Origin of the sequence: Ralstonia soli (assembly GCF_023955655.1) — a bacterium.
GTDB classification, from domain to species: Bacteria; Pseudomonadota; Gammaproteobacteria; order Burkholderiales; family Burkholderiaceae; genus Ralstonia; species Ralstonia soli.
The window spans coordinates 203,041-226,260 of the sequence record NZ_JAMXHT010000007.1 but is presented as its reverse complement, the minus strand read 5'-3'; the positions used below and the strand labels follow the sequence as shown (position 1 = coordinate 226,260).

General features: G+C 64.1%; 19 protein-coding genes. 10 read left to right on the top strand and 9 right to left on the bottom strand.

Features of this window, described 5'->3' with window-relative positions; translation table 11 throughout:
• Positions 1–13: 13 nt before the first annotated feature.
• Positions 14–679 (bottom strand): glutathione S-transferase, encoded by a 666-nt coding sequence (locus NG900_RS19585; protein WP_252683031.1) that lies wholly within the window; start codon positions 677–679, stop codon positions 14–16.
• A gap of 288 nt (positions 680–967) precedes the next feature.
• On the opposite strand from NG900_RS19585, the gene NG900_RS19580 reads away from it, so the two are divergent.
• The 3 genes from NG900_RS19580 (at position 968) to NG900_RS19570 (ending at position 4,593) form a co-directional block, all read left to right on the top strand.
• A complete protein-coding gene (locus NG900_RS19580; RefSeq protein ID WP_252683030.1) occupies positions 968–2,374 on the top strand; it encodes an alkaline phosphatase family protein in 1,407 nt (468 codons plus the stop codon).
• Positions 2,375–2,376: 2 nt separating this feature from the next.
• Positions 2,377–2,868, top strand: coding sequence for a GNAT family N-acetyltransferase (locus NG900_RS19575; RefSeq protein ID WP_252683029.1), 492 nt, complete (start codon positions 2,377–2,379; stop codon positions 2,866–2,868).
• A 273-nt stretch (positions 2,869–3,141) separates the two neighbouring features.
• Entirely contained in the window at positions 3,142–4,593 is a 1,452-nt protein-coding gene (locus NG900_RS19570; protein ID WP_252683028.1) for a methyl-accepting chemotaxis protein, read from the top strand.
• Positions 4,594–5,012: 419 nt separating this feature from the next.
• On the opposite strand, the gene NG900_RS19565 is transcribed toward NG900_RS19570, so the two are convergent.
• Positions 5,013–5,783, bottom strand: coding sequence for an SDR family NAD(P)-dependent oxidoreductase (locus NG900_RS19565; protein WP_252683027.1), 771 nt, complete (start codon positions 5,781–5,783; stop codon positions 5,013–5,015).
• Between the two features lie 109 nt (positions 5,784–5,892).
• Positions 5,893–6,501 carry a CGNR zinc finger domain-containing protein gene (locus NG900_RS19560; protein WP_289813891.1) on the bottom strand — a complete coding sequence of 203 codons (609 nt, stop codon included), beginning with the start codon at positions 6,499–6,501 and terminating at the stop codon, positions 5,893–5,895.
• A gap of 148 nt (positions 6,502–6,649) precedes the next feature.
• Here NG900_RS19560 and NG900_RS19555 point away from each other — a divergent pair, with 148 nt between their 5' ends.
• Positions 6,650–7,720, top strand: coding sequence for an NAD(P)H-dependent flavin oxidoreductase (locus NG900_RS19555; RefSeq protein ID WP_252683026.1), 1,071 nt, complete (start codon positions 6,650–6,652; stop codon positions 7,718–7,720).
• Positions 7,721–7,858: 138 nt separating this feature from the next.
• Here the strand turns inward: NG900_RS19555 and NG900_RS19550 are convergent, their stop codons facing one another.
• Positions 7,859–8,776, bottom strand: a complete 918-nt coding sequence (locus tag NG900_RS19550; RefSeq protein ID WP_252683025.1) for a LysR family transcriptional regulator — start codon at positions 8,774–8,776, stop codon at positions 7,859–7,861.
• A 134-nt stretch (positions 8,777–8,910) separates the two neighbouring features.
• On the opposite strand from NG900_RS19550, the gene NG900_RS19545 reads away from it, so the two are divergent.
• On the top strand, positions 8,911–10,173 hold the full coding sequence (locus NG900_RS19545; protein WP_252683024.1) for a serine hydrolase domain-containing protein: 1,263 nt from the start codon (positions 8,911–8,913) through the stop codon (positions 10,171–10,173).
• A gap of 64 nt (positions 10,174–10,237) precedes the next feature.
• On the opposite strand, the gene NG900_RS19540 is transcribed toward NG900_RS19545, so the two are convergent.
• On the bottom strand, positions 10,238–10,684 hold the full coding sequence (locus NG900_RS19540; RefSeq protein WP_252683023.1) for a GNAT family N-acetyltransferase: 447 nt from the start codon (positions 10,682–10,684) through the stop codon (positions 10,238–10,240).
• A gap of 588 nt (positions 10,685–11,272) precedes the next feature.
• On the opposite strand from NG900_RS19540, the gene NG900_RS26690 reads away from it, so the two are divergent.
• The 4 genes from NG900_RS26690 to NG900_RS19515 all read left to right on the top strand — a co-directional run bounded on the left by NG900_RS26690 (position 11,273) and on the right by NG900_RS19515 (position 16,075).
• Positions 11,273–13,333 (top strand): PepSY domain-containing protein, encoded by a 2,061-nt coding sequence (locus NG900_RS26690; RefSeq protein WP_315862382.1) that lies wholly within the window; start codon positions 11,273–11,275, stop codon positions 13,331–13,333.
• A 71-nt stretch (positions 13,334–13,404) separates the two neighbouring features.
• On the top strand, positions 13,405–14,190 hold the full coding sequence (locus NG900_RS19525; RefSeq protein WP_252683022.1) for a hypothetical protein: 786 nt from the start codon (positions 13,405–13,407) through the stop codon (positions 14,188–14,190).
• A 25-nt stretch (positions 14,191–14,215) separates the two neighbouring features.
• On the top strand, positions 14,216–15,250 hold the full coding sequence (locus NG900_RS19520) for an ABC transporter substrate-binding protein (protein WP_252683021.1): 1,035 nt from the start codon (positions 14,216–14,218) through the stop codon (positions 15,248–15,250).
• Positions 15,251–15,289: 39 nt separating this feature from the next.
• On the top strand, positions 15,290–16,075 hold the full coding sequence (locus tag NG900_RS19515; protein ID WP_252683020.1) for a hypothetical protein: 786 nt from the start codon (positions 15,290–15,292) through the stop codon (positions 16,073–16,075).
• Between the two features lie 19 nt (positions 16,076–16,094).
• Here NG900_RS19515 and NG900_RS19510 read toward each other — a convergent pair whose 3' ends face one another.
• A complete protein-coding gene (locus tag NG900_RS19510; RefSeq protein ID WP_252683019.1) occupies positions 16,095–16,868 on the bottom strand; it encodes a COG4705 family protein in 774 nt (257 codons plus the stop codon).
• A gap of 254 nt (positions 16,869–17,122) precedes the next feature.
• Here NG900_RS19510 and NG900_RS19505 point away from each other — a divergent pair, with 254 nt between their 5' ends.
• The gene (locus tag NG900_RS19505; protein WP_252683018.1) at positions 17,123–17,785 is read left to right on the top strand and encodes a winged helix-turn-helix domain-containing protein; all 663 of its coding nucleotides are present in this window, start codon (positions 17,123–17,125) and stop codon (positions 17,783–17,785) included.
• 49 nt (positions 17,786–17,834) lie between these two features.
• Here the strand turns inward: NG900_RS19505 and NG900_RS19500 are convergent, their stop codons facing one another.
• The 3 genes from NG900_RS19500 to NG900_RS19490 form a co-directional block, all read right to left on the bottom strand.
• On the bottom strand, positions 17,835–18,677 hold the full coding sequence (locus NG900_RS19500; protein ID WP_252683017.1) for a PstS family phosphate ABC transporter substrate-binding protein: 843 nt from the start codon (positions 18,675–18,677) through the stop codon (positions 17,835–17,837).
• A 317-nt stretch (positions 18,678–18,994) separates the two neighbouring features.
• A complete protein-coding gene (locus NG900_RS19495) occupies positions 18,995–20,050 on the bottom strand; it encodes a PstS family phosphate ABC transporter substrate-binding protein (RefSeq protein WP_252683016.1) in 1,056 nt (351 codons plus the stop codon).
• Positions 20,051–20,205: 155 nt separating this feature from the next.
• Complete coding sequence (locus tag NG900_RS19490) at positions 20,206–23,112, bottom strand: TonB-dependent receptor (protein WP_252683015.1); 2,907 nt, start codon at positions 23,110–23,112, stop codon at positions 20,206–20,208.
• Positions 23,113–23,220 lie beyond the last annotated feature (108 nt).

Here is a 23,220-nt window from a genome sequence, read left to right as displayed (position 1 = left end):
ACCTCCATCAACGTCAGGTGGAATGCTGATACGCAGGAAACACGGCAACGGCCTGCACGGGCTGCTTCGTCATGCAGACCTCGAACAGCCGACTGCCGAGCCACCCGGCCAGCCAGGCTTGCACGGCGGGCAGCGGCTGGCTGGCAAACCATGCTGGCTCGACCGCAGCAAACTGCCGCACGAACGGGAAGATCGCCAGGTCGGTCCCGCATGGCGTTGAGCCGCCAAGATAGCGCTGATCCCGCAGGCGTGATTCCAGCGGGAGCAGCAAGGTCTCCACCGCCTGTGCGCGCGCCGTCTCGCGCGGCGCGGTTTCGTCCGGGTAACGGTCGGGGTATTTGTAGCGATCGAGCAGGCGCTTGAACTCGCCGTCGTTGGTGCGCAGCAGGGCGAGGTTGTCGTCGGTCTGGGCGAGGCGCCACCAGCCTTCGGCGTCTGACGGGGCGAACGCCCAGCGCATGATGTCCAGGCTTTCCTCCAGCACCGCGCCATCGGGCAGGTGCAGCACCGGCACGGTGCCCTTGGGGGATAGCGCCAGCAACTCGGCCGGCTTGTCGCGCATGACGATCTCGAAAGTCCGGAAGCGGCGGTTGGCTTGCAGCATCGCCAGGCGGGCACGCATGGCGTAAGGGCAGCGGCGGTAGCTGTAGAGCAGCGGCAGGGCGTGGTCAGTGGACATCGGTGCGGATGCAAAAACGGTGCAGATTTCGAGCGCGTCAGGGTAACGGATTTGCGGTCGCGACGGGCGCTGCGCAACCCGGCGCGCGTGTCCCGAGCGGTCTGAGCGGCCCAAGCGGCCCAAGCGCCGCACTGATTGCGGCGGCTGACCGGTCCACCACCAGCAGCGCGTTGATTGCGTGGCGAGTGCTGCCGGCGGTACGTTGATCGGCGTCCAAGGGCTGCGCGGCGCCAATCCCTTTCGTTTCTTCCTATAGTGACCGGCACAACCAGAAACGAGGGGGCCACCATGGCAGGCTTGGGCGCAATCCAGCACGTGGTCGTGCTGATGCTGGAGAACCGGTCATTCGACAACCTGTTCGGCACGCTGTATTCCAAGAGCGCCGAGTTCGACGGCCTCTCGGGCACCGAAACCAACCCCGACGGCAGCGGTACACCCATCCGCGTGTGGACCACCCCTGCGCCGGCCAACGTGATGACGCTGCCCAACCCCGACCCGGGCGAGCTCTTCACCGACATCAACCAGCAACTCTTCGGCCAGCAGATGCCGCTGGGGCAGACGCCCACCATGCAGGGTTTCACCACCAACTACGCGAAGAACGGTGGCGACCCGCGCGACATCATGCATTTCTTCACGTCGGACCAGGTGCCGGCGCTCAGCACGCTGGCGCGCAACTACGCCGTGTGCGATGCATGGTTTGCCTCTGCGCCATGCCAGACGTGGCCCAATCGCTTCTTCGTGCACACCGGTACCGCGCATGGCTATCCGAACAATTCGCCGGTGCACTTTCCATACCTGATGCCCACGCTGTTCAACGTGCTTGACGACGTGGCCCCTCGCGACTGGGCCGTCTACTACCACGACTTCGCGCAGGCGCTCACGCTCACGCGGCTGTGGCTGCATCTGGATCACTTCCACCTGTTCGACGATTTCCTGGCCGACGCCGCCAGCGGCAAGCTGCCCGCGTACAGCTTCATCGAGCCGCGCTACTTTGCCGACATCGACTGGCCCAACGATATGCACCCGCCGCACGACATCGGCTACGGGGATGCGCTGGTCGCGCGGGTGTACAACGCGCTGCGCAATTCACCGCAATGGCACCAGACAATGCTCGTCATCACCTTCGACGAGCACGGCGGCTGTTTCGACCATGTGCCGCCGCCCGCAGCCGTGCCGCCCAGCCCGCCGCAGCCCGGGCAGCTCTTTGCGTTTGATCGACTGGGCGTGCGTGTGCCGACGGTGGTGGTGTCGCCATGGATTCCCAAGGGCACGATCTTTCGCTCGACCGTGGCGCAACCGTATGACCACACCGCCATCATCAAGACGCTGCGCGTGCGCTACAACATCCAGACACCGCTCACCGCGCGCGATGCCAGCGCGCCCGATCTGGCCCAGGTGCTCGCCTTGGCTGCGCCAGACGACAATCGCGACCCCGTCGTCGCCCGCACCATGGCGGCGGACCCGGCCGGCCTGCAGGCCGCGCGCAACGCACCGCTCAATGACTTCCAGTGGGCCATGCATGAATCGGCGACGATGCTCGCGCCGCTGGGCACTGGCATCAGCATTGACGACCACGTGCGCAACCTGTCGACCGATCAACAGCCGCCCGTGCCTGCCGCGCAGAATGCCCAGCAGGCGGCGCAGCACATCAAAGACGTGCTAGCGTCGATGGATTTGCCGTACGCCGGGCAATGATCATGAACGCGCCACTGCAACACCAACCTGTGGTGATCCGCCTCTTCCGGGCCGGTGATGAGTCACGCCTGCACGCCATCTTCCACACTGCCGTGCATGGACTGGCTGCCAGCCACTATCGCCCCGAGCAACTCGAAGCCTGGGCCCCCACCGACTACGATGCCGCGCAGTGGAATGACCGCATCCGCCGCATCCAGCCCTGTGTGGTGGAAATCGACGGGCAACCCGTGGCCTATGCCGATCTGCAGGCGAACGGGTATATCGATCACTTTTTCGTATCCGCCGCTCATGCGCGGCAGGGCATCGGGCAACAACTGATGCATCACATTCTTGCGCTGGCCAAGCAACGTGGCTTGGGGCGCGTGCAGGCCCACGTGAGCTTGAGTGCCGAACCCTTCTTCGCGCGCAACGGGTTTGCCGTGACAGCGCGGCAGACGGTGACGGTGCGCGGTGTGCCCTTGGCCAACGCATTGATGACATGGACGCAGCTCTGAGCTGCAGTTGAGTTTGGGGTGCGCGATGCAAAGCTTTGCATCGCAGTGATACGTCCGTGGAGTTGTGACAGCGTCTTACAGTGATTAAAGAACGTTATGAATCTGTCGTTACTTTCGTGCATACCGGTGCCACCAGGCGTACACGGTAAAGTTTTCCCACATGTAGTGCACGGCAGATATGAAGACGCTCTCCATCAAGGCCCGGCTGGCGCTGGTGCTTTTTGTTCTGGCTGTATTTCTCGCAGGCGTTGGCGCGCTGGGTTGTACGGCAACATGCGCTCCAACGCAGCGCTCAAGGAAACGTATAGCAATCAACTGGCTTCGGCGCATGCGCTGGGCCAGGCGATCTCCCGTGTGGGCCAGGCGCGTACCGCGCTGGATCGTGCCATCTACGAAACGGATGACGCCAAGGTCACCCCGCTGGTGACGGCCGCCCAGGACCGATACAAGGAAGCACTGGCCGCGTGGAAGGCCTACAACGATCTGCCGTTTGCCACCTCGGAAGAAGAACGCACGGCAGGCGAAGCCAAGACCTTGCTCGACGCATTTATGAAGGACGGCATGGAGCCGACCTTTGACGCCTTCAAGCGCCACGACACCGAGGCCGCCAAGGCCCTGGTGATGGACAAGCTCTTTGCGCTTTCCACGCCGTACCTGGCGAAGCTGGAGCGGCTTGATGCGATCCAGACTGAGGTGTCTGCCGCGGCCTATGCAAATGCGCAGTCCTTCTTCAGCAACCTGGTGTGGGCGTTTGTGGTTGTGATTGCGGTGGGCATCGCGCTGGCCGCTGGTTGCTACCTCGTGCTCTCGCGTGCCATTTCGCGTCCGCTGGCCGACATGCTGGTGCACTTCCGCGAGATCTCCAGCGGCAACCTGACAACCGACATCCGCATCCACTCGCGTGACGAGATGGGCGTGCTGATGGAGGGCCTGCAGCAGATGCAGGACAAGCTGAAGGACACCGTGGTGACGGTGCGCCGCGGCAGCGAGTCGATCGCCTCGGCCACGCAGCAGATTGCGGCCGGCAACACCAACCTCTCCCAGCGCACGGAAGAACAGGCCAGCTCGCTGGAAGAAACCGCGTCGAGCATGGAAGAGCTCACGAGCATCGTGAAGCAGAACGCCGACAACGCCCGTCAGGCGAGCACGCTGGCGGTGAGCGCTTCCGAGATCGCCGTGCAGGGCGGTGCCGTAGTGCAGGACGTGGTGACGACCATGGGCGAGATCAGCGAGTCGTCGCGCAAGATCACCGACATCATCGCTGTGATTGAAGGCATCGCCTTCCAGACCAACATCCTCGCGTTGAATGCCGCAGTGGAAGCTGCGCGTGCCGGCGAGCAAGGCCGCGGCTTTGCGGTGGTAGCCGGTGAAGTGCGCACGCTGGCGCAACGCAGCGCGGGCGCCGCGAAGGAAATCAAATCGTTGATCGAAGATTCGGCCACGCGGGTGGAATCGGGCTCGACGCTGGTGGCACGTGCCGGCAAGACGATGGAGGAGATCGTGGTGGCGGTGAAGCGCGTGACCGACATCATGGGCGAGATCAGCGCGGGCTCGGCCGAGCAGAGCACCGGCATCGAGCAGATCAACGAAGCCGTCACGCAGATGGACGACGTGACGCAGCAGAACGCCGCGCTGGTCGAGCAGGCCGCGGCCGCCGCGCAAGCGCTGGAAGAACAAGCGGACGAGCTGCGCCGTACGGTGGCGGTGTTCCGCGTGGCGATGTAACGCACGGTTTCCGATGGGTTGCCCGGGCAGAGAAGTGGCTGCCGCGAGGCTAAACTTCGGGGTCGGCCTTAGGGTCGGCCCCGCTTTAAGGGTGCCGCGTCTGTGTTTGCGGGCGCGGTTTTAGCTGATTGGCCTTGGTTGTCCATCCCTGTTTCGTACCCTGCCGGGCACGACCTACTTTTCTTTGTCTTGCCAAAGAAAAGTAGGCAAAAGAAAGGCGCGCCCGATGGCGACTTCCCCTTGGATTTTTGTCACGCGGAGGGGAAGAAGCCAAACTCGCTGCGCTCAGACAAAGCTCCTTCCTTTTTCCTTCCCGCGACAAAAATCCAAGGCGCCATCTAGGGCAGGAACGTCAACGGCCACACCGTCTGGGTGCAGGTGTGGGCGGCATGGCGAGGGTCGAGGGATTGGTTGGAGGCTTAGATGAAGCCGCCGTCTGTCATCAACGTTCGGCCTGTGATCCACCGTGCATCATCCGAGGCCAGGAAAGCGATGGCGTCGGCAATGTCTTCCGGCTCGGCCAGGCGGCCCAGCGGCGTTGATTCACGCATGCGTGCCTTCACCTCGTCGGGAATCGGTGCGGTCATGTCGGTGCGTGTGAGTGCGGGCGCCACCGCGTTGACGGTGATGTTGCGCGGGCCCAGTTCCACCGCAAATGCGTGGGTGAGGGCGCTCACGGCGGCCTTGCTCGCGGCATAGACCGACAGCCCGGCGCGCGGCCGGTACACGAGGCTCGACGACACGTTCACGATATGCCCGCCGTGCGCCGGCACATGCGGCAGCACGGCCTGCGTCACGAGAATCGTCGAGAACGCGTTGGTACGGAACTGCGCGTCGAACGATGCGAGGTCGATGCTGCCCACCGGCTGGTTTTCCAGAATGCCCGCATTGTTGATGAGGATGTCGATGGCGCCGAAGCTCTCGCGCACAGTGGTGACCATGGCGTCAACCGACGCGGCATCGCTCACGTCGGCCTGCACGGCAATCGCTTCTGCGCCAGTGCTGCGGATCGCGCTGACCACGGCGTCTGCTTCGGCTGCGTTGCTGCGATAGACCACGGCCACGCGCGCGCCGTCTGCCGTCAGGCGGTGTGCCACCGCTGCGCCGATGCCGCGAGAGCCGCCGGTCACGATAGCCGTGCGGCCTGCCAGGCGTGCCAGACGTGTGGGGGTGGGTGGGGTTTGAGGCATGTCGTTCTCCTGAAGGGGGGCAATGTTTCGGGAGAACAGCTTACGAATCAGGCTTCCAGCGCGCAGCGGGCCTGGCAGCGACGCGGCGTTGCAGCGTTGGAACGATTTGTCAGCCCTGCTGGCGTTTGCGGTATTCGGCCACCTTGTGCCGGTTGCCGCAGGTCGCCATGCTGCACCAGCGGCGCCTGTGCGACTTCGTACGATCGTGGAACCACAGCGTGCACCCGGGGTGTTCGCACATGCGTACGCGCTGGAAGTCGCCTTCGGCCAGCAGTTGCGCGGCGGCTTCGGCCAACGGGGCAAGGCACTGCTCGACCGAATCCGCCGGGCGCAGGCGCTCCACGCGCGGCGTGCCGCCTTCCCACACCAGCACCGGATGGCTCGGCGCCTGCCGCAGAAACACGTTGAGCGCATCGGTGCTTGCGGGGCGCCCGGTCTTGCGCGCTTCCACCAGCACGCGGATCACCTCGCGCAGGTGCCGCGCCACCGCCAGCAGAGCCCCAACCGGATAACGGCCCGCCAGCGGCTCGGACAGCCAGCCTGTGTGGACCAGCCAGTCGGAAACATCCTCATCGGCCTGCCAGAAGTCGAGCATCTGCCCGTTGACGCGGGCCATGGTGTTCAGCATGTCGAGCACCGGATCATCGGCGATCAGCACGGGCCTATCGGGAGCATGGGGAGCATGGGGCGCATCGGGCGAGGCAGCGGGTGTGGGCATGGTGGCAGACAACAAGTCGGATGGCCGTAGTGTAACTACTGATGTCGGTTAATCAGGTTACTTGCGGGTCGCACGGGCTAGCGCGGTGATCTGGCGCAAAGACCGCCGCATTACCATGTGTCATCCAAGTTCCCTGCCGGAGACGATCATGAGCGCATGGCCTGATACACGCGTGCTGGCGTTGTTCAACATCGAGGTGCCAATCGTGCTGGGGCCGATGGCAGGCGTGGCCGGCGTGGAGCTGGCCATTGCCGTGGCGCGCGGCGGCGGCCTGGGCTCGTTGCCGTGCGCGATGCTGAGTGCCGAGCAGATCCGCCAGCAGGTCGAGCAGTTTCGTGCGGCCGTGCGCGGCCCCGTCAACCTGAACTTCTTCTGCCACACGCCGCCGCAGCCGGACCCCGAGCGCGATGCCAGGTGGCGTGCGCATCTGGCGCCGTACTACGCGGAATTCGGCATCGACCCCAACGCCCAGGCACCGGCCGCCAACCGCACGCCGTTTGATCAGACCACCTGCGCGCTGGTGGAAGAACTGAAGCCGGAAGTGGTGAGTTTCCACTTCGGCCTGCCCGCGCCCGAGTTGCAGGCACGCGTGAAGGCCGCGGGCGCCAAGATCATCTCCGCTGCTACCACCGTGGAAGAAGCGCGCTGGCTGGAAGCGCGTGGCGTGGACGCCATCATCGCTATGGGGAACGAAGCGGGCGGCCACCGCGGCATGTTTCTCGCCACGACCATCGAATCGCAGGTCGGCACGTTTGCGCTGGTGCCGCAGGTGGTGGATGCCGTGAAGGTGCCCATCATTGCCGCCGGCGGTATCGGCGATGCGCGCGGCGTGGTGGCGGCGCTGGCGCTGGGCGCGTCTGCGGTGCAGATCGGCACGGCGTACATGCTGTCGCCGGAGGCCAAGACGTCCGCCATCCATCGCGCCGCGCTCAAGCGGGCCACCGATGCCGATACCGCGCTTACCAACCTGTTCACCGGCCGCCCGGCGCGCGGCATCGTCAACCGGCTGATGCGCGAGATCGGCCCGATGAGCGCGTTTGCACCGGCCTTCCCCACGGCCGGTGGTGCGTTGGCGCCGCTGCGCGCCAAGACGGAACCGACTGGCTCGGGCGATTTCATCAACCTGTGGTCAGGCCAGGCCGGCCGGCTGGCTACGGAAGACGCCGCCGAGGCCATCACGCGGCGCATTGCCGCTCAGGCGCTCGAACGGCTCCGCTGAGTTCTCCGGCTCCATTGCGCATCCAGCGGGCACGCCAGTTGGTGTGCCCATTTTGTTTGGCATCACAAATCGGCATGCGTGCGATGGAGAAATTTCATGTAACCGGGAAATGTGCATGTAGACGGTTGAAGCCAAGGCTCAACCGAATGGCTTCATGGTGGGCTCCTGCGCAAGGCGCTCACGCAGAAATGCCACCAGCGCTTTCACCGAAGGCGGCGCGCCCGCGCGCGATGGATACAACGCGTGCAGGTCCGCCGGCTCGGGTGCCCAGCCCGGCAGCACGGTGCGCAGGCGGCCATCGACCAGCGCGGCATGGCAGCAGTGCTGCGGCAGGATGGCCAGGCCCAGCCCCGCGATGGCGGCTTCGCGCAGGGCGACGATGTTGTCGGTGGCAAAGCGCGGGCGAATCGGAAGCGCCAGCCGCTGGCCGCGCTCGTCTTGCAGCACCCAGTCGCGGCTGCGCGTGAGTGAGCCCTGGCCGAGGCAGGGCAGGGCTTCCAGCGCGGCGGGTGTATCCGGGTCCCCCACGCGTGCCATCAGCGTGGGGCTGGCCACCAGCACGCGCGGCGAGATCGCCAGATGCCGCGCCACCACATCGCGTGAAGGCAACGGCCCCGTGGCCGCACGGATGGCCACGTCGATGCGCTGCTCGATCAGGTCGACATAGGTGTTGGAGAGATCCAGCTCGATGCGCAGCTTCGGGTGGGCGTCTGCAAACTCGGCCAGCCAGCCGGCGACCAGCGTTTCGGCCAGCAGGGGCGATGTGCCCACGCGCAGCACGCCTGCCGGTTCGCTGCGCGCCGCACCGGCCAGCGCTTCAATGGCGGCCGAGGCATCGGCCATGTCGCGCGCATGGCGATACACCGCCTCACCCACCGGCGTGACCGACACGCGATGGCTCGAACGTTGCAGCAGCCGCGTGCCGAGCTGCGTTTCCAGTTCAGCAACGCGCCGGCTCAGGCGTGATTTGGGAATGCCCGTGGCGCGCTCTGCAGCAGAAAAGCCACCGGCTTCCACCACGCGCGTAAAGAGATACAGGTCGTCGAAGCGCTTCATGTTGGCGTGGCGCGGGAGGCGTGAGTTGGAGCAAACCGCGATTGAAGCATAGGAGTGCGCCCGCCGCAGGCCGGGGCTGTACAGTATCGATCGGGCCTGTGCCGCCGGCGCGGGCATGCAACCAAGGAGAAGGCATGGACAGGCAAGGCAGGCAAACGCTCGGGATGTCTCGCGACCGGCTCGACCGGGTCGAACGCTTTATCGATGACGCCTATGTGGCGACCGGCAAGCTGCCCGGCGCGCTCGTGCAGGTATGGCGGCGCGGCGAGCTGGCCTTGAACTCCGTGCTGGGCATGGCCGACCGCGAGCGGCAGGTGCCGCTGGCCGAGGATTCCATCTTCCGTATCTACTCGATGACCAAGCCGATCACGTCGGTGGCGTTGATGATGCTGGTTGAGCAATGCAAGGTCGCACTGGATGACCCGGTCAGCAAGTACATCCCCGCGTGGGAACACCTGGGCGTGCACGCTGGAGGTTTCATGGAAAGCTTCCAGATGCGCCCCACCACACGCCCGATGCTGATCGTCGATTTGCTGCGCCATACCTCCGGTCTGACCTATGGCTTCCACCAGAACACCAATATCGATGCGGCATATCGCAAGCTGAAGCTGGGCGACGTCGCCACCGCGGGCACGCTCGACGAGATGATCGAGAAGCTGGCCACCGTGCCGCTGGAGTTCTCGCCGGGCGAGGCGTGGAACTACTCCGTCTCCACCGATGTGCTGGGCTACCTTGTCGGCAAGATCAGCGGCATCCCGTTCGAGACCTTCCTGAAGGAGCAGATCTTCGACCCGCTTGGCATGGTCGACACGGCGTTCCATGTGCCGGAAGAGAGGGCGTCGCGCTTTTGCGCGTGCTATGCAGTGGGGGCGCTCGGCTCGAAGGTGGTGTCCGAGCGGCCGATCCTGCAGGACGATCCGCGCACCAGCCCCTACCTGAAGCCGCCGAGCTTCATTTCCGGCGGCGGCGGACTGGTGTCGACGGCGGCGGACTACCTGCGCTTCTCGCGCATGCTGCTGCAGGGCGGCGAGTTGGACGGCGTACGCCTGCTCGCACCGAAGACGCTGGCGCTGATGACCGCCAACCATCTGCCGGGCGGGGCCGATATTCCGACCCTGTCGCCGCGCTCGATGTTCAGCGAGGCCGCCTACGATGGCGTTGGATTCGGGCTCGGCTTCGCCACGACGATTGCGCAGCCGGCCACGCTCATTCCCGGCAGCGCGGGCGATTTCTTCTGGGGCGGGGCGGCAGGCACCTTCTTCTGGGTGGATCCGCAGGAAGACCTGATCGGGCTGTTCCTGACGCAGCTTCTGCCGTCGTCTGCGTACCCTGTGCGGCGGCAGTTGCGCACGCTGGTGTACAGCGCCATCACCGACGTGGGTGGCACTGCACGCTGAAGGTTGGCGCCAGGGCTTGCGCCGTTGCGCAGAGGATGGAAGCCCTGTGGCTATGGCGTGATCGTCAGCGCAGATCGCACCGCATGCACAGCGCGGACGTCTGCTCTGCATCCCGGAACGTCGCCGACGCCTTGACGGCAGCGGGGGCGTCTTCCGCAGGGAAGAGATAGAAACCCCAGCGCGCGAAATAGAGTGGCGCGCTGGTGGAAAGCAAATAGGCCTCACGCACGCCCGATGCACGCGCGCGTACCAGCAGCGTGCCGATCAGCCGGCTGGCAATGCCGTGGTCTCGATACGCCGGGTCAACGGCCGCCGAGCGGATCACGATGGCGTCTGCCCGCTGCTCTGCCGCCGCGCAGCCGATGATGCGGCCCTTGTCCAGCGCGAGGTGAAAGGCTTCGATGATCTCCTGCGTGTCTTCGGCCGGAAGACCGCAATGTGCGAGGAGTGCAGCAACGTCGCGCCAGTCAGCGAGAGAAGCCGGGCGCAATTGAACTTCATGGGCAAGCATGGTGTTTGTCTCTGTGAAGTGCAATGACTGGGCAGGGAGCGCCACAGGGCACTTCATTTTGTTCTTTGGCACGCGTGCCTTGTTTTCGTCACTTCCGCTCGTTTTAAATGTCCTTGGAAGCGTCTGCTGAGGCTAGCATTAACGGTGGATAAAAAGAATCACCCATTTGGTGCGAATCAAAAGAGATTAGGTAGTTGTAGGGGCACAAATACGTCCTCCGCGTGTTGCCATTCTCGCGTGCCGTCAGCGCGCGACCGGTGGCGCGGGGGGAATGAGGGGATTATCCAAAAATCTGCGTAGCACGGTCGTGTGATTTTCTTCCGGTTTCATGCGTATTTTCTGTCGATATCCCCGTCGCGGTTGATTATCCGCTTGTGGCTCGGGGCACGGTATCGCTGCCCATTTTGAGAGACATGGGCGCATTGACCTCAACGTCGAATCGGGTCACCCAAATGCGCATGGCGGCCCATGCTCGGCGTGCGATCCGGCTTTGCCCTGGGACTTACCCTGATGCTTGCCCCGAATTCAGATTTCGTTCAGGTTGGCATCCAAGAATTGCGGCACGAACCGTCGTTGCTCGAGCCGCGCATGAAACCCGCTTTCCATTCCATCCTTCTGCAGATGCATCGCTACGCCGGCCTGACGGTCGGGCTGGTGATCCTGCTCATGGCGGTGACCGGTGCATCGATTGCGTTCAGACCCACGCTTGAGCCCGTGCTCAACCCGGAACTGCTGACGGTACCGGCCTGCACAGCCCGCGTGCCGCTCGACACGCTCGCCACCAATGCCGCCGCGTTGCGGCCCAACGCAACGCTCGACTACGTCCGCATGATTGCTGGCGAGCCCGGTGAGGCGCGCATGCCGTCTGCGATGGTGCGGTTCACCGATCAGCATTTCGTCTATCTCAACCCATGTACCGGCGCAGTGCTGGGTGAGCGTGCACGCTATGGCGGCCTGCTTGGCACCATTGAGAGAATCCACCGCTTCCGGTTCATGCAGAACGGCAGTCTCATCACCGGGACCAGCGCGATCGTGTTCGGCGTGTTGCTCATTGGCGGCGGCGTCGCGCTCTGGTGGCCACGCACGCGCAGTGGCTGGCGGGATGCGTTCTCGCTGCGGTCTGGAACGACGCGGGCTGTGTCGACGTATCGCCTGCATCGGACGGCGGGCATCTATGGCGGCCTGATCCTCCTGTCGATGGTACTGAGCGGCTTGCCGCAAGCGTTCGACTGGTATGCGCATGGTCTTTACACGCTCGTGGGCTCACCCACGCCCGCCAAGCCGCCCAAGTCGGAGGTGCCCGCGAGCGGTGCGACACGCCTGCCGCTCGAGCGCTTCTGGCAGACTGCGCAGTCGTTGTCGCCCGAGCCGCGGGATGCGCTGCTGCACATTCCGGAAAAACCCCGCGCGCCGGTGGAGATGTATCTGATCGACCGCGATGCGCCGCATGCGAACGCACGCACGATGCTGTTCATGGATGCGTACTCAGGGAAGGTGCTGAAGTACGTGCCGTACACGCAGAGCAGCCTCGGGCACAAGCTCTACTTCTGGTTGCTGTCATGGCATACCGGGCTGGTGGGCGGTGTGTTCGGGAGGTTGCTGCTGATGTTCGGTGCGCTGTGTGTGCCCGTGCTGGCCTACACCGGTATCCGGAACTACCTTCGCCGGTTGCGGCGTGGGTCGTCCAACCACCAGCGCTTGGTGGTGCGCGTGGCAAAAAAGACGATGGAAGCCGATGCCGTTTGCGCGTTCGAACTGGTGCACCCGGCCGGGAAGAAGCTGCCGCGGTTTTCCGCCGGTGCGCATATCGACGTACACATGGGCAACGGCATGGTGCGCCAGTACTCGTTGTGCAACGATCCGCAGGAGCAACATCGCTACGTGATTGCGGTGCTGCGAACCGACCCTTCACGCGGCGGATCGATCTCGATGCACGAGCGCGTTCGCGAAGGCGATCTGATCGAGATCGGCAAGCCCAGCAACCGCTTTGCGCTGGACGAGTCTGCACCGCATTCGTTGCTGCTTGCGGGTGGCATCGGCATTACGCCCATCATCTGCATGGCCGACCGGCTGTCGCGCCGCGCGGTGGAATTCGAAATGCACTACTGTGCGCGCTCGCGGTCCCGGGCGGCATTCTTGCAGCGGCTCGCGCGTGCGCCGTTTGCGCGTCGCGTGACGTATCACTTCAGTGACGCGGGCATGCTGCACCGGCTCAACGTCGAGCAGGTGCTCGACCGGCAGCCGGCTGGCACGCATCTGTATGTGTGCGGGCCATCGGGCTTCGTCAACGCGGCACTGACCGCCGCACGGCAGCGCGGCTGGCCGGAGCGGCAACTGCACTGCGAACGCTTCGGGCCCATTGCGAGCAAGCCCACCACGGCGCATGCCTTTGACGTGCAGCTTGCAAGCACGGGCAAGGTGTACCGCGTTCCCCAGCACATGACGGTCACCGCCTTGCTGGCCGAGCATGGCGTGAAGATTCCGACCTCCTGCGGAGAGGGCGTCTGCGGAACGTGCGTCACGCGCGTGATCGCCGGTGAGGTGGAGCATCTCGATTGTGTGCTGACGGAGGAGCAGCGCCAGCGGAACGGGCACTTCACGCCGTGCTGTTCGCGCGCAAAGGGCGAGCTTCTCGTGTTGGACATCTGACCCGGCCGGGTGCTCAGGCCATGGGCGCCGCGGTTTCTCTTCTCTTACGACGTCGTCTTGACGGAACACTCATGAAAGCCAACTGGATTCGAGCATTCGCGCGCAGCGTTGCTGCCATCGCAGCACTGACGGGTGCGGGCCATGCCGCCGCTGCCGAGCCCGCGGCGGGCGACGCGCAGTCATTGATCATCACCTACCAGACCACCCCCGCAAACCGGCCCGTGCTGCGCCAGGCGATGGAACAGTCGACTGCGCACGAGCTTGCCCGCTGGAAGCAGGAAGGACGGATCAAGCAGTACAACCTGCTCTTCAACCGCTATGCCGATTCTGACAACTGGGATGCCATGGCCGTGCTGACATTCGCCACGTCGGACGACCTGTATCGCTGGCGTGAAATCGAGCAGACGCGACCGGCCGGCCTTCCGAAGGAGGCTGCGGCCGTGACCACCTCGATCCACACGGCGCCGGTTGACATGAAGCGCGTGGCGCCGCTGGACGCCAAGTCGGCGCATGCCGTGTACGTAGTCATCCCGTACAAGACGCTGGTGTCCGAGACCGACTATGAAAAGTACGCAGACGGCTATGTCATTCCACAGTTCAAGGGCTGGATGGACGAGGGCGTGCTGCAGGGGTATTCGCTCTACACGAGCCGGTTCCCGGCCGGACGCCCGTGGAACGCGATGGTGGTGCTGCAATACAAGGATGAAGCCGCGCTGAGCGCGCGCGAGGCGATCGTCGCGAAGGTGCGCGGGCGCCTGAAGGCCAACCCCGAATGGAAGGCCATCAGCGACAGCAAGAAAGAGGTGCGCAACGAACTGCAAGTCGTGATCGCCGATGGCATTGCCGTGAATCCGTGAAGCACACGCCTTTGAGGACGCTCCCATGAAAACCCGTATCGTTGCCCTGACCCTTCTTGCCCTGCTCGCCGGCCGCGCATTGGCGGCCGAGCCGGCTGTTGCTGTTGCCGATGCCTCTGCCGCGCCGGAGCGTATCGTTCTGCTGGTCGACGAGATCAAGGCGATCCGCAACTTCCCTGTGGTCCTGGCCGAACGCCTCGGTTATCTGAACGATGGACGGACCACCGTGACCGTCATGAACATCCGTGACGACGTATCGACCGCCGAGATGCTCAAGGACGGCCGCGTTGACGCCGTGATGGCCTACTACCACCACAACGTGGTCAACCAGTCGCGCGGCATCGATACCAAGGCGGTTGTGACGCTGGGTGTCACGCCCGGCGCCAAGGTGCTCGTGGCCAACCAGGCGAAGGAGAAGTACCGCGGCGTGGCCGACCTCAAGGGCGCGCGCTTCATCGCCGGCGGGGCCGGTTCGTCGAAGAGCACGCTGGCAAACGCACTGGTGCTGGCGGGCGGACACGGCATTGGCGACTACACGCGGCTCGGGACGGACGGGAAGGACAAGAACATCGAAGCGCTGCGCGATGGGCGCGCGGAGTTCGTTGTCGCGCCCACCCCGGATGGCGACGTCTACGAATCCAAAGGCGTGGCGACCGTGTTTGCCGACCTGACCACCGTTGAGGGCACGCGCCGGAGCCTGGGCGCGCTGTTCCCATCGAGCACGGTCTACATGTCGAGCGCGCGCGTGCAGGCCCACCCGGAAATCGCACGGCACCTGGCCGGTGCATTCGTGCGTACACTGCACTACATCAACACCCACACGCCGGAGCAGATCCTGGCTGTGATTCCGCCGGAGATCAGCGGGAAGGACCGGGCCGCCTATCTGAAGGTGCTGAAGGAAGAGATTCCGATGTTCGCCAACGACGGGCGCATGCCGGAGGACGGTGCAGTGAAGGAGTGGCGCATCCTGACGGCAGCCAATTCGAGCTACGCCTCGGTGAACGTCGCCCAGACTTATACCAACGTATTCGTCGACGAAGCGTTGAAGACCTTGCGCTGATACATGACGCGCCCTGAGAACAAGACGAGGAAGCGATCGATGCCGTTATTGCGCGTTGCGCGTACCGCCGGGTTCGCCGCCATGCTGGGGTTGTCCGCATGGTCGGCGCACGCTGCGCTCCCCGATGAGATCCAGGTCTACACCGGCGACATCAACGCGCCGGGCGAAGTGGGCCTGGAGCTGCATCTCAATACCACGCCCAGCGGCATCGGCGAGCCGTCGTATCCCGGCGAGGTCACGACGCCGCACGGCTGGCGCGCCACCGCCGAGTTCTCCTATGGCTTGACGCCGTCGATCGAGCTCGGACTGTACATCCCGACCGCGCTCACGCGGGACAACACGTTCTACGTCACCGGCCCCAAGGTGCGCGTGAAGTGGATGCCCGTGCGGCCCGAAGATGGCGTTGGCCGCTTTGCCGGTATCAACGTGGAGCTGGCCCATGTGGCATCGCGCTTCGAGCAGTCCCAGCAAGCGGCGGAGTTGCGACCCATCTATGGCTTTCAGAACGAACAATGGCTGTGGGCCGTCAACCCGGTACTCGATTGGAACCTGAGCGGCCCGGAACGTAGCGGCGTGCCTGAGTTCGCTCCCGCCTTCAAGGTGGCACGCACGGTGGCGACCGGCGTGCGCGCCGGCGTGGAGTACTACGCGGGGCTGGGGCGCATCAATCATCTGGCGCCCTTGCACGAGCAGCAGCACACCGTCTTCCTCGCATTCGACATCGACCGGAAACCGTTCGTCTTCAACGTCGGCATCGGCCGTGGCCTGACACGGGCGACCGATCGCTGGACGATCAAGTGGATCTTCGAGATTCCGTTCCATTGAAGCAGGGCACCTGTTCTCTTCAGTGGGCGGTGCTGGCAGCCTTCTGCCGCACCAGCAACACGCTGACCAGGATGAACCCGACGAGCGCAGCCGAAGCGGAATAGCGGCTCAGTGCCATGCCTCCGGCGTTCAGCGGCTTATCGAGGAAGTCACCCACGACGGCACCCAGCGGGCGGGTCAGGATGAACGCAGCCCAGAACAGCACGGTGCGCGACACGTTGGTCCAGTAGTAGGCCATCACGATCAGGGCCAGCAGGCCGCCGAACACGATCGCCGCGCCGGTGTAGCCCAAGCCTGCCGAGTCGGCGGTCCAGTCGCCCAACGCTGTGCCCAACGTCTGCGAGAACATGATCGTCACCCAGTAGAACGCCTCCGCTTTGGGCGTGCTGACGGTACTGACCGAGATGGAGCCCAGCGTGCGATGCCACACGATGAGCGAGCCCAGCAGCAGGATCAGCAGCAAGGTCGAGCCCCCGGCGTATCCGATGCCGAGCGACCGGTCTGCAAAATCGGCCAGCGTGGTGCCGACGGTGGTGGTGGCGATGATGGTGGTCCAGTAGAGCAACGGGTGGAATGCCTTCGCCTTGATCTGCGCCATCACCAGCGCGAGGAAGATCGCCGCAAAGATGCCCGTGCTGAGCAGGTAGCCCAGGTTCATGGACATCGAGACGGCATCGCCGCCGGTTTCTCCAAGCGTCGTTGCAGCGATCTTGATGATCCAGAACCCGAGTGTGACCTCCGGGACTTTGGCCAGGGCGGCCTGTGTTGGCTTGAGTGCTTTACTGACTGACATTGTTCTATCTCCCAGGGCTGATGCATGTGACGGTGTGACCGACTCTGGTTCGCAAGTTTCCGCGTTCAGACTTAGCTCACTCATAGGCATCTTCTGTGCCCGGCACTTGCTCAATACCGCATGAAACGGCCGAGAAAACCCGTCTCTAAGTACCAAACCGGATTGCGTTTTCCTATCAAGAATTCATCATCTTGAAGTGTGGTCTTGCGTCCGCTTTGTGGCGTGAAGCACCAGGAACTTGCAGAGGAATGCGTATGAAGGCGTTGATTGTTGAGGATCAAGATCGGTTAGGCCGGTTCCTTCAGCAAGGGCTGACGGAGTGCTCATACACCGTCACGCTCGCGCGCACCTGCGCAGCCGCGACTGACGCGATCGTCGAGTCTTCTTACGACGTCGTGATCCTCGATCTGGGGTTGCCCGACGGCGATGGCCTTGACCTGCTCCATACCTGGCGCAAGGGCGGCTTCCAGGAGCCGGTACTGATCCTGAGCGCGCGTGATGGCGTGCAGGACCGCGTGAAGGGGCTGGATATCGGTGCGGACGACTACCTCGCCAAACCATTCAGCCTGGAAGAGCTGCTTGCACGCGTGCGGTCATTGGTGCGTCGCCATTCCTCGGTCAAACAGGTGGTGCTCGAACATGCCGGAATCTGCCTGGATCTGCTCAGCCACACCGTCACGCTCAACGGCAAGCCGATCGACCTGACCAGCCGGGAGTACGCACTGCTCGAAGTCTTCATGCAGAACCAGGGGCGCATCCTGCCGCGCACGCTGATCTCGGAGAAGATCTGGTCCGCGCACTACGACGTCGATACGAATCTGCTGGACGTCTACATGAGCCGGCTGCGTGCCAAGCTCGAAGTCCCGGGCAAGCCGCTTTTCAAGACCGTGCGCGGCGTGGGGTACCAGCTTCTTTGATCTGCGCGGGTGTATCGCCTGCAGTGCCTGCAGCGCCGGTGACGTGAAATCACTCCAGCGCAGACAGGCGCTGCAGCTCTTGCGCACACTCGCTGGCGTTCAACGGCAGGTATCCGAGCCCATCATTTGCGATGGCTTGCTGTCCTTCGTGCGACAGCATCAAACGCAGGTACTCTCGGGCGATCGGATCGGCCTTCTGCTGCGCATCGGTACGGAGGTAGATCAGCAGATGGCGATCCAAAGGGTAGCGATTGGCGACGATGTCCTCTCGCGAACCGGCTGAAGGCGTATCACCCTCACGCTCCGACAGCGGTACCACCTTGACTCCCGGGACGCCCCGATTGATGGCGGCGAATCCGATTGCCAGCGGGTCTGCGGCGACGCACGCAACGGCATCTCGCGACTGTGGGAACGCAGCGAAGCCGTTCGCGAATGGTTTGTCGCCCAGTTGGTGCTGCATGCGCCGGCCCAACGCGGTGGAAGGCGCAAGCCCGCACAGGCGGATGGGACGCGAAGCCCATTCGCCGTCCAACCCGAGTTGACCCCACGTCGTGATGCCGTTCTGCGAGGCCGAGAACACCCGGGACAGCTGCGCCATGTTGAGGCGGGGCAGTGGATTCCGCGCGCCCACGAAGATGGCCAGCGGCGCAGACAACGCAGCCGGATTCAGCGAGTCATGGGCGACCTTGAACATGACCGGCGTGGTTCCGGTTTGCTTCACATAGTTCGCCAGTTCTGCGTCAGAGAGCTCCGCGCCCATGGGCGCAAGCAGGGATGTGCCGCTTGCGAGTGCGCCAGGTGCGGTGCGTGTCCCCTTGAGGATCAGTTCGAACGTGAATTCAGGATGGAAGCGCCGGAAGAGCGCATTGATCCTGACCAGCATGCCCTGCATGTCGTTGTAGCCGATGATCCGGATGGCACCGTCGGCATTCTGGTAAGGCGCACCGGCGGGTGGCCGGAGTGGTGCGGGCTGAAAGTGCGGCAATGCATCGCCACTCGCCTGCCGTGTTTCGGCTGATGTGTCGCTGCTTGCAGTCGAGGCTGCGGATGCAACGAACATTGCGCCGACAGCGATGGTGACTCCAACTTGGCGCACTCTCCGCCGGATGGCGATTACATGCATGGGGCCGCCTTCCATCCGGTCTGCGTCGTCCACAGCGCTTCCGTTGTAGCGAACGGCTGCGCCGTGGCGACTCAGGTTGCGTCTTCTTAATCGAGCTTCTTCAGCTCTTCCTTCACCACTTCCGGCTGCAGCGGAATGAAGACGCGTTCGTTGGCCACCGCCTGCTGGCCTTCCTGGCTCAGCACCAGCTTGAGGAATTCCTTCACCTTCGGTTCAAGCGGTTTGCCAGGCGCCTTGTTGACGTAGATGTAGACGTAGCGGCTGAACGGATACTTGTGCGCATAGACGCTCTCCACCGTCGGCGCATAGCAGGTGCCGCCTTGCGTGGACGAGAGCTTCAAGACCTTGACGTTGGGCGTGACGTTCGCCATGAGTGCATACGTCAGTCCGCCCGGATGCGTGGCCATGTCTTCCGCCGCGACGGTGAACGCGTGCGTGAAGCCCTTGCCTTTGACGAACTGGATGTTGTCCTTGTATTCGCCCCCGTGCATCGCGATCTCTTTGAAATACTGCTCGATGCCGTTGACAGGTTTGAGGCCGTAAAGATGAATCGGGCGAGAAGCCCAATCCCCCGTTGCGCCGAGGTCGCCCCAGGTGTTGACCTCCTTGTAGCCGAGCTTGCGCGTCTTTGAGTAGATGGCGTCGAGTTGCGGCAGGCTCAGGCAGTCGATCGGGTTGTCCTTGTCGACGAGGATGATGCTGGCCGCGGTTTTGCCCAGCGAGCCGACGCTGCCTGTGGCCACCTTGATTTCCAGCGGCTCGTAGCCGAACTTGTCGACGAAGGCCTTGCGTTCAGCCGGGAACATCTCGCGGCCGACGGGTGCCAGCTCGCCCTTGCCGGAGACCAGGCCGGGTGCGCCGGCGCCGGACGCGCGCAGATCCATCGTGAGCGACAGGCGCGGATACTGCTTGCGATAGATCTTGGTCCACTCCATCACCATCTCGTCCATGATGTCGGCGCCGACGATGTTCAGCTCCTCTTCCGGCTTGCTTTCGACCGGGCCGGGGTTCCATTTCGGAATCGACGGATCGGCCTTGAGCGAATGCTCCGGCGCGGCGTACTTCAGTGCATGGGCGGGTACGGCGCTCAGCGCGCAGAGTGCGGCTGCGATACTGACGGCCAGGGTGGCTGTCGTTCTCATGGATGTCTCCTGGTTTGGGTGTCGACGCTCGGTTGGGCGTGATCGTCACTAGCTTAGGCACCCCATCCGAACGCAGGATGAATGTGACCTGAAAGTTCGTTCAGGATCGGCCGCGGCAAACGTGAAGCGTACGCACGTCTGCCACGGTGCTCCGATTACATGTCGAACTTGACGTTGAACTTGATGGTGCGGTCCATGCCGATGCCGTAGGTGCCGGTCGTCACCGAGTTCCAGTAGCGCTTGTTGGCAAGGTTGTCGATGGCAAGCTGGAACGTGGTCCGGCGCCCCTGGATGCGCGTGGTGTAGCTGGCACCGATGTTGTATAGGCTGTAGCCCGGGATGTAGCCCTGATCCTGCGCGTTGACGGGCCGCTTGGAGATCAGCGCAATACCGCCACGCAACGTCAGCCCAGGCACGGCGGCAGGGCTGTACGACACGCCCAGGTTGCCGGTCCAGTCCGGGGTGTTCTCCGGCGTCATGCCGTTGATCAGCGGCTGGTTGGGCGCTTCCTGCCGGGCCTTCAGGCGTAGCACGGCGGCGTGGATGCGCCAGGCGCGGTTGATTTCATAGGTTGCCGTGGCTTCGACACCCTTATACGACAGGTCGCCGCTGTAGCCGAAGATGTTGGTGACCGGATCGGTCACCGCATTGCCACGCGTGATCTCGAAATACGACGCGCTGATCGACAACCCCTTGAAGAACGAATCCCGGATGCCGATTTCCTTCTGCTTGGAGATGGCCGGCGCCAGGATCACGTTCGCGTTTGCGGCGTTGGCGGGTGCCGTGCCCCCGGCCTCCAGGCCCTGCATGTAGCTGGCGAACAGCGTGGTGGTGGGCAGCACATCAAACAGCACGCCGTACGCCGGCGAGAACACATGGTTCTGCGATGTGACAAGGCCGGACTCTTCCGTGTCGAGCACCTTGCGCGCGCCCACCAGGAACTTCAGCCGCTTGGTGATCGCGATCGTGTCGTAGGCATACACCGCTTCGTCGGTGCTCGTCTGCGACGGGCTGGTCACCCCGGGCTTGGTGTAGACCGGCGGGTTCAGGACGATCGGGTCGAAGATGTTCTGGCGCTGCGGCAGCGTCATGTTCTGCACGTCCGCAGCCAGCGAATAGCGTGACGTGCGCGAGACACCAATGGTGAGATCGTGCGCGATGGGCCCGGTCGCAAAGTGCCCCAGCACCTCGGTGCGGAAGAAGGTGTTGCGATATTCGTTGGTGACCGGCTGCACGTTCACCACGCCGTTGGCGCCGGTGTTCAGGTCGTAGCCGGAGATGCGCACGGTGGTGCGGTGGCGGTGCGAGCCTGAGTAGCCGAGCTGGGTGAACACCTTCCAGTCGTCGCTGATCTGGTAGTCGGCGCGACCCTGCCAGTTGAAGGTTTCTGGGGTGTACAGGTCCCACCGGCCCGAGAGCAGGTTGCGCGGATCCGGCACGGGCGTGATCGGTATGACGCCGTTGACGGCTGGCTTGAGCGAGATGCCGGCCTGCTCGGGTACCTCGCGGCGGTAGTACTCGAAGTCGCTCTGGAAGGTGAGCCGCGAGGTGGCCTTCAGGTCCAGGCCGAGGCTGACGAATTCGCCGTTGCCGCCCAGGTCGTGAACACCGTTCTCGTAGTGCGTGGCCGACGCGTTCAGCCGCACGCCAAGCTGCTTTTGCGGGCCGTAGCGCCGGCCAATGTCGACGCTGCCGCCGTACTGCCCGAATGTGTTGCCTGCCAGGCCAAACGTGGTGACATCCTGCTCGCCCGCGCGCTTGGTGACGAAGTTGATGATGCCGGCCGGGCTGGCGATCCCGAACATCAGCGCGTTGGCGCCCTTGAGCGTTTCAACGCGCTCCTTGTTCTCGGTCGGGTTGGTGATGACGCCGGTAATCGGCAGGCCACCGTCCAGGCGGTAGTTGGAGAACAGGTTGAGCTTAATGCCGCGAATGGCGAAGGCATCGTTGGCGCTGCCGGACGAGTTGGTAGAGACGACGCCGGCCACGTTCTTGATGGCCTCCGAATAGCCTTCCTGCGTCTGGCTCAGTGCGTGGCCGGACGAGACCTCCTTGGTCATCGGCAGGCTTTGTTCGTTGGCAAGCTCCGGCTTGTTGTATTCCTTCATGACGTCGTTGCGCGGTGCCACACCCGCGGCCGCGTATGGGGCATCCAGCCCGGACGCGATCGAAATGCGCTCGCGCAGGCCGCCGGCGATGCGCTCGGCCTGCTTGCGCAACGCCTCCGGATCCGTGCGGGAGGAATACGGAAACACCACAGCCAGGACACCAATCGTGGTGCCCACCGCGTCCTTGACGGGTACCTTCCATTCATAGCGGGCGCCATGTGCATCGACGGCCCCGTGGGGTGTGCCGCTCTCAATGACGGCCAAGTCACCGGGCTCTGCTGCTTTGCCGTATCGGCCGATGTTGGAGGCAACGATGGGATAGCCCGAGACCTTCGCCGTACGCGCGTGCAGCGCCAGAACCTCGACTCCGGGATACGTTTCAAGCGCATCGTCAATCAGGAACTGCGCATAGGACTCGGTGGGGATGCGTTCGTCGAGCTGCATCGGCGCCGTCAGGCTCTCCGGATCGAGAATGCGGCGGCTGAGGTCATTGCGGTATTGCGCGGCCTGGCGCAGCAGGGCGTCTTCATCGGTGCCGGGCACATAGGGGAAGGTCAGCTCCGCAATGCCAATGGGCCGCCGGGCGATGTCAAACAGCGGCAGCGTCACCTCGACATTCTGGTCACCCTTGCGGTTGATCTCGACCATTGCCCGCCCGGTGCGGAACACGGCCACGTCTTCGGGGCTGGAGGGGGTGCCCACCAGGGCCGGCGTTCTCGATGCCACGATCGTGCTCTGTCCGCTGGGCGGTGTGGCGTGCAGCTCGATGCCGGTCAGTTCCGGATGCCGCCGTGCGTAACTGTCGACGAGATACTGCGCATAGGATTGCGCCCCGCCCTTGCGATCGACCTGGCTGTCCTGCGCGCTCGGCGTTTGTGCATCCGCAGCCAGTGCGCGCATTTGCGGGATCGCCAACAGGATCGCCAGAGCCAGCGTTGTCTTGGCCAGTTTCATATTGTCTCCACCTTTATTGTTGCCCGGCCTGTCATGTCGGCTCGGTGCGTGTTGGTACTGCCCGACCGATGCCGTTGCGGGCATCGGCCTGTTTCAGCAGGTCCGTGG

Bases quoted from the DNA above. Each gene is read 5' to 3' on its own strand.
- NG900_RS19550 (WP_252683025.1), bottom strand. From the start codon at position 8,776: ATGAAGCGCTTCGACGACCTGTATCTCTTTACGCGCGTGGTGGAAGCC.
- NG900_RS19510 (WP_252683019.1), bottom strand. From the start codon at position 16,868: ATGTCAGTCAGTAAAGCACTCAAGCCAACACAGGCCGCCCTGGCCAAA.
- NG900_RS26690 (WP_315862382.1), top strand. From the start codon at position 11,273: ATGAAACCCGCTTTCCATTCCATCCTTCTGCAGATGCATCGCTACGCC.
- NG900_RS19545 (WP_252683024.1), top strand. From the start codon at position 8,911: ATGGACAGGCAAGGCAGGCAAACGCTCGGGATGTCTCGCGACCGGCTC.
- NG900_RS19555 (WP_252683026.1), top strand. From the start codon at position 6,650: ATGAGCGCATGGCCTGATACACGCGTGCTGGCGTTGTTCAACATCGAG.
- NG900_RS19495 (WP_252683016.1), bottom strand. From the start codon at position 20,050: ATGAGAACGACAGCCACCCTGGCCGTCAGTATCGCAGCCGCACTCTGC.
- NG900_RS19560 (WP_289813891.1), bottom strand. From the start codon at position 6,501: ATGCCCACACCCGCTGCCTCGCCCGATGCGCCCCATGCTCCCCATGCT.
- NG900_RS19540 (WP_252683023.1), bottom strand. From the start codon at position 10,684: ATGCTTGCCCATGAAGTTCAATTGCGCCCGGCTTCTCTCGCTGACTGG.
- NG900_RS19575 (WP_252683029.1), top strand. From the start codon at position 2,377: ATGAACGCGCCACTGCAACACCAACCTGTGGTGATCCGCCTCTTCCGG.
- NG900_RS19585 (WP_252683031.1), bottom strand. From the start codon at position 679: ATGTCCACTGACCACGCCCTGCCGCTGCTCTACAGCTACCGCCGCTGC.
- NG900_RS19525 (WP_252683022.1), top strand. From the start codon at position 13,405: ATGAAAGCCAACTGGATTCGAGCATTCGCGCGCAGCGTTGCTGCCATC.
- NG900_RS19505 (WP_252683018.1), top strand. From the start codon at position 17,123: ATGAAGGCGTTGATTGTTGAGGATCAAGATCGGTTAGGCCGGTTCCTT.
- NG900_RS19500 (WP_252683017.1), bottom strand. From the start codon at position 18,677: ATGCAGGGCATGCTGGTCAGGATCAATGCGCTCTTCCGGCGCTTCCAT.
- NG900_RS19565 (WP_252683027.1), bottom strand. From the start codon at position 5,783: ATGCCTCAAACCCCACCCACCCCCACACGTCTGGCACGCCTGGCAGGC.
- NG900_RS19515 (WP_252683020.1), top strand. From the start codon at position 15,290: ATGCCGTTATTGCGCGTTGCGCGTACCGCCGGGTTCGCCGCCATGCTG.
- NG900_RS19490 (WP_252683015.1), bottom strand. From the start codon at position 23,112: ATGAAACTGGCCAAGACAACGCTGGCTCTGGCGATCCTGTTGGCGATC.
- NG900_RS19580 (WP_252683030.1), top strand. From the start codon at position 968: ATGGCAGGCTTGGGCGCAATCCAGCACGTGGTCGTGCTGATGCTGGAG.
- NG900_RS19570 (WP_252683028.1), top strand. From the start codon at position 3,142: ATGCGCTCCAACGCAGCGCTCAAGGAAACGTATAGCAATCAACTGGCT.
- NG900_RS19520 (WP_252683021.1), top strand. From the start codon at position 14,216: ATGAAAACCCGTATCGTTGCCCTGACCCTTCTTGCCCTGCTCGCCGGC.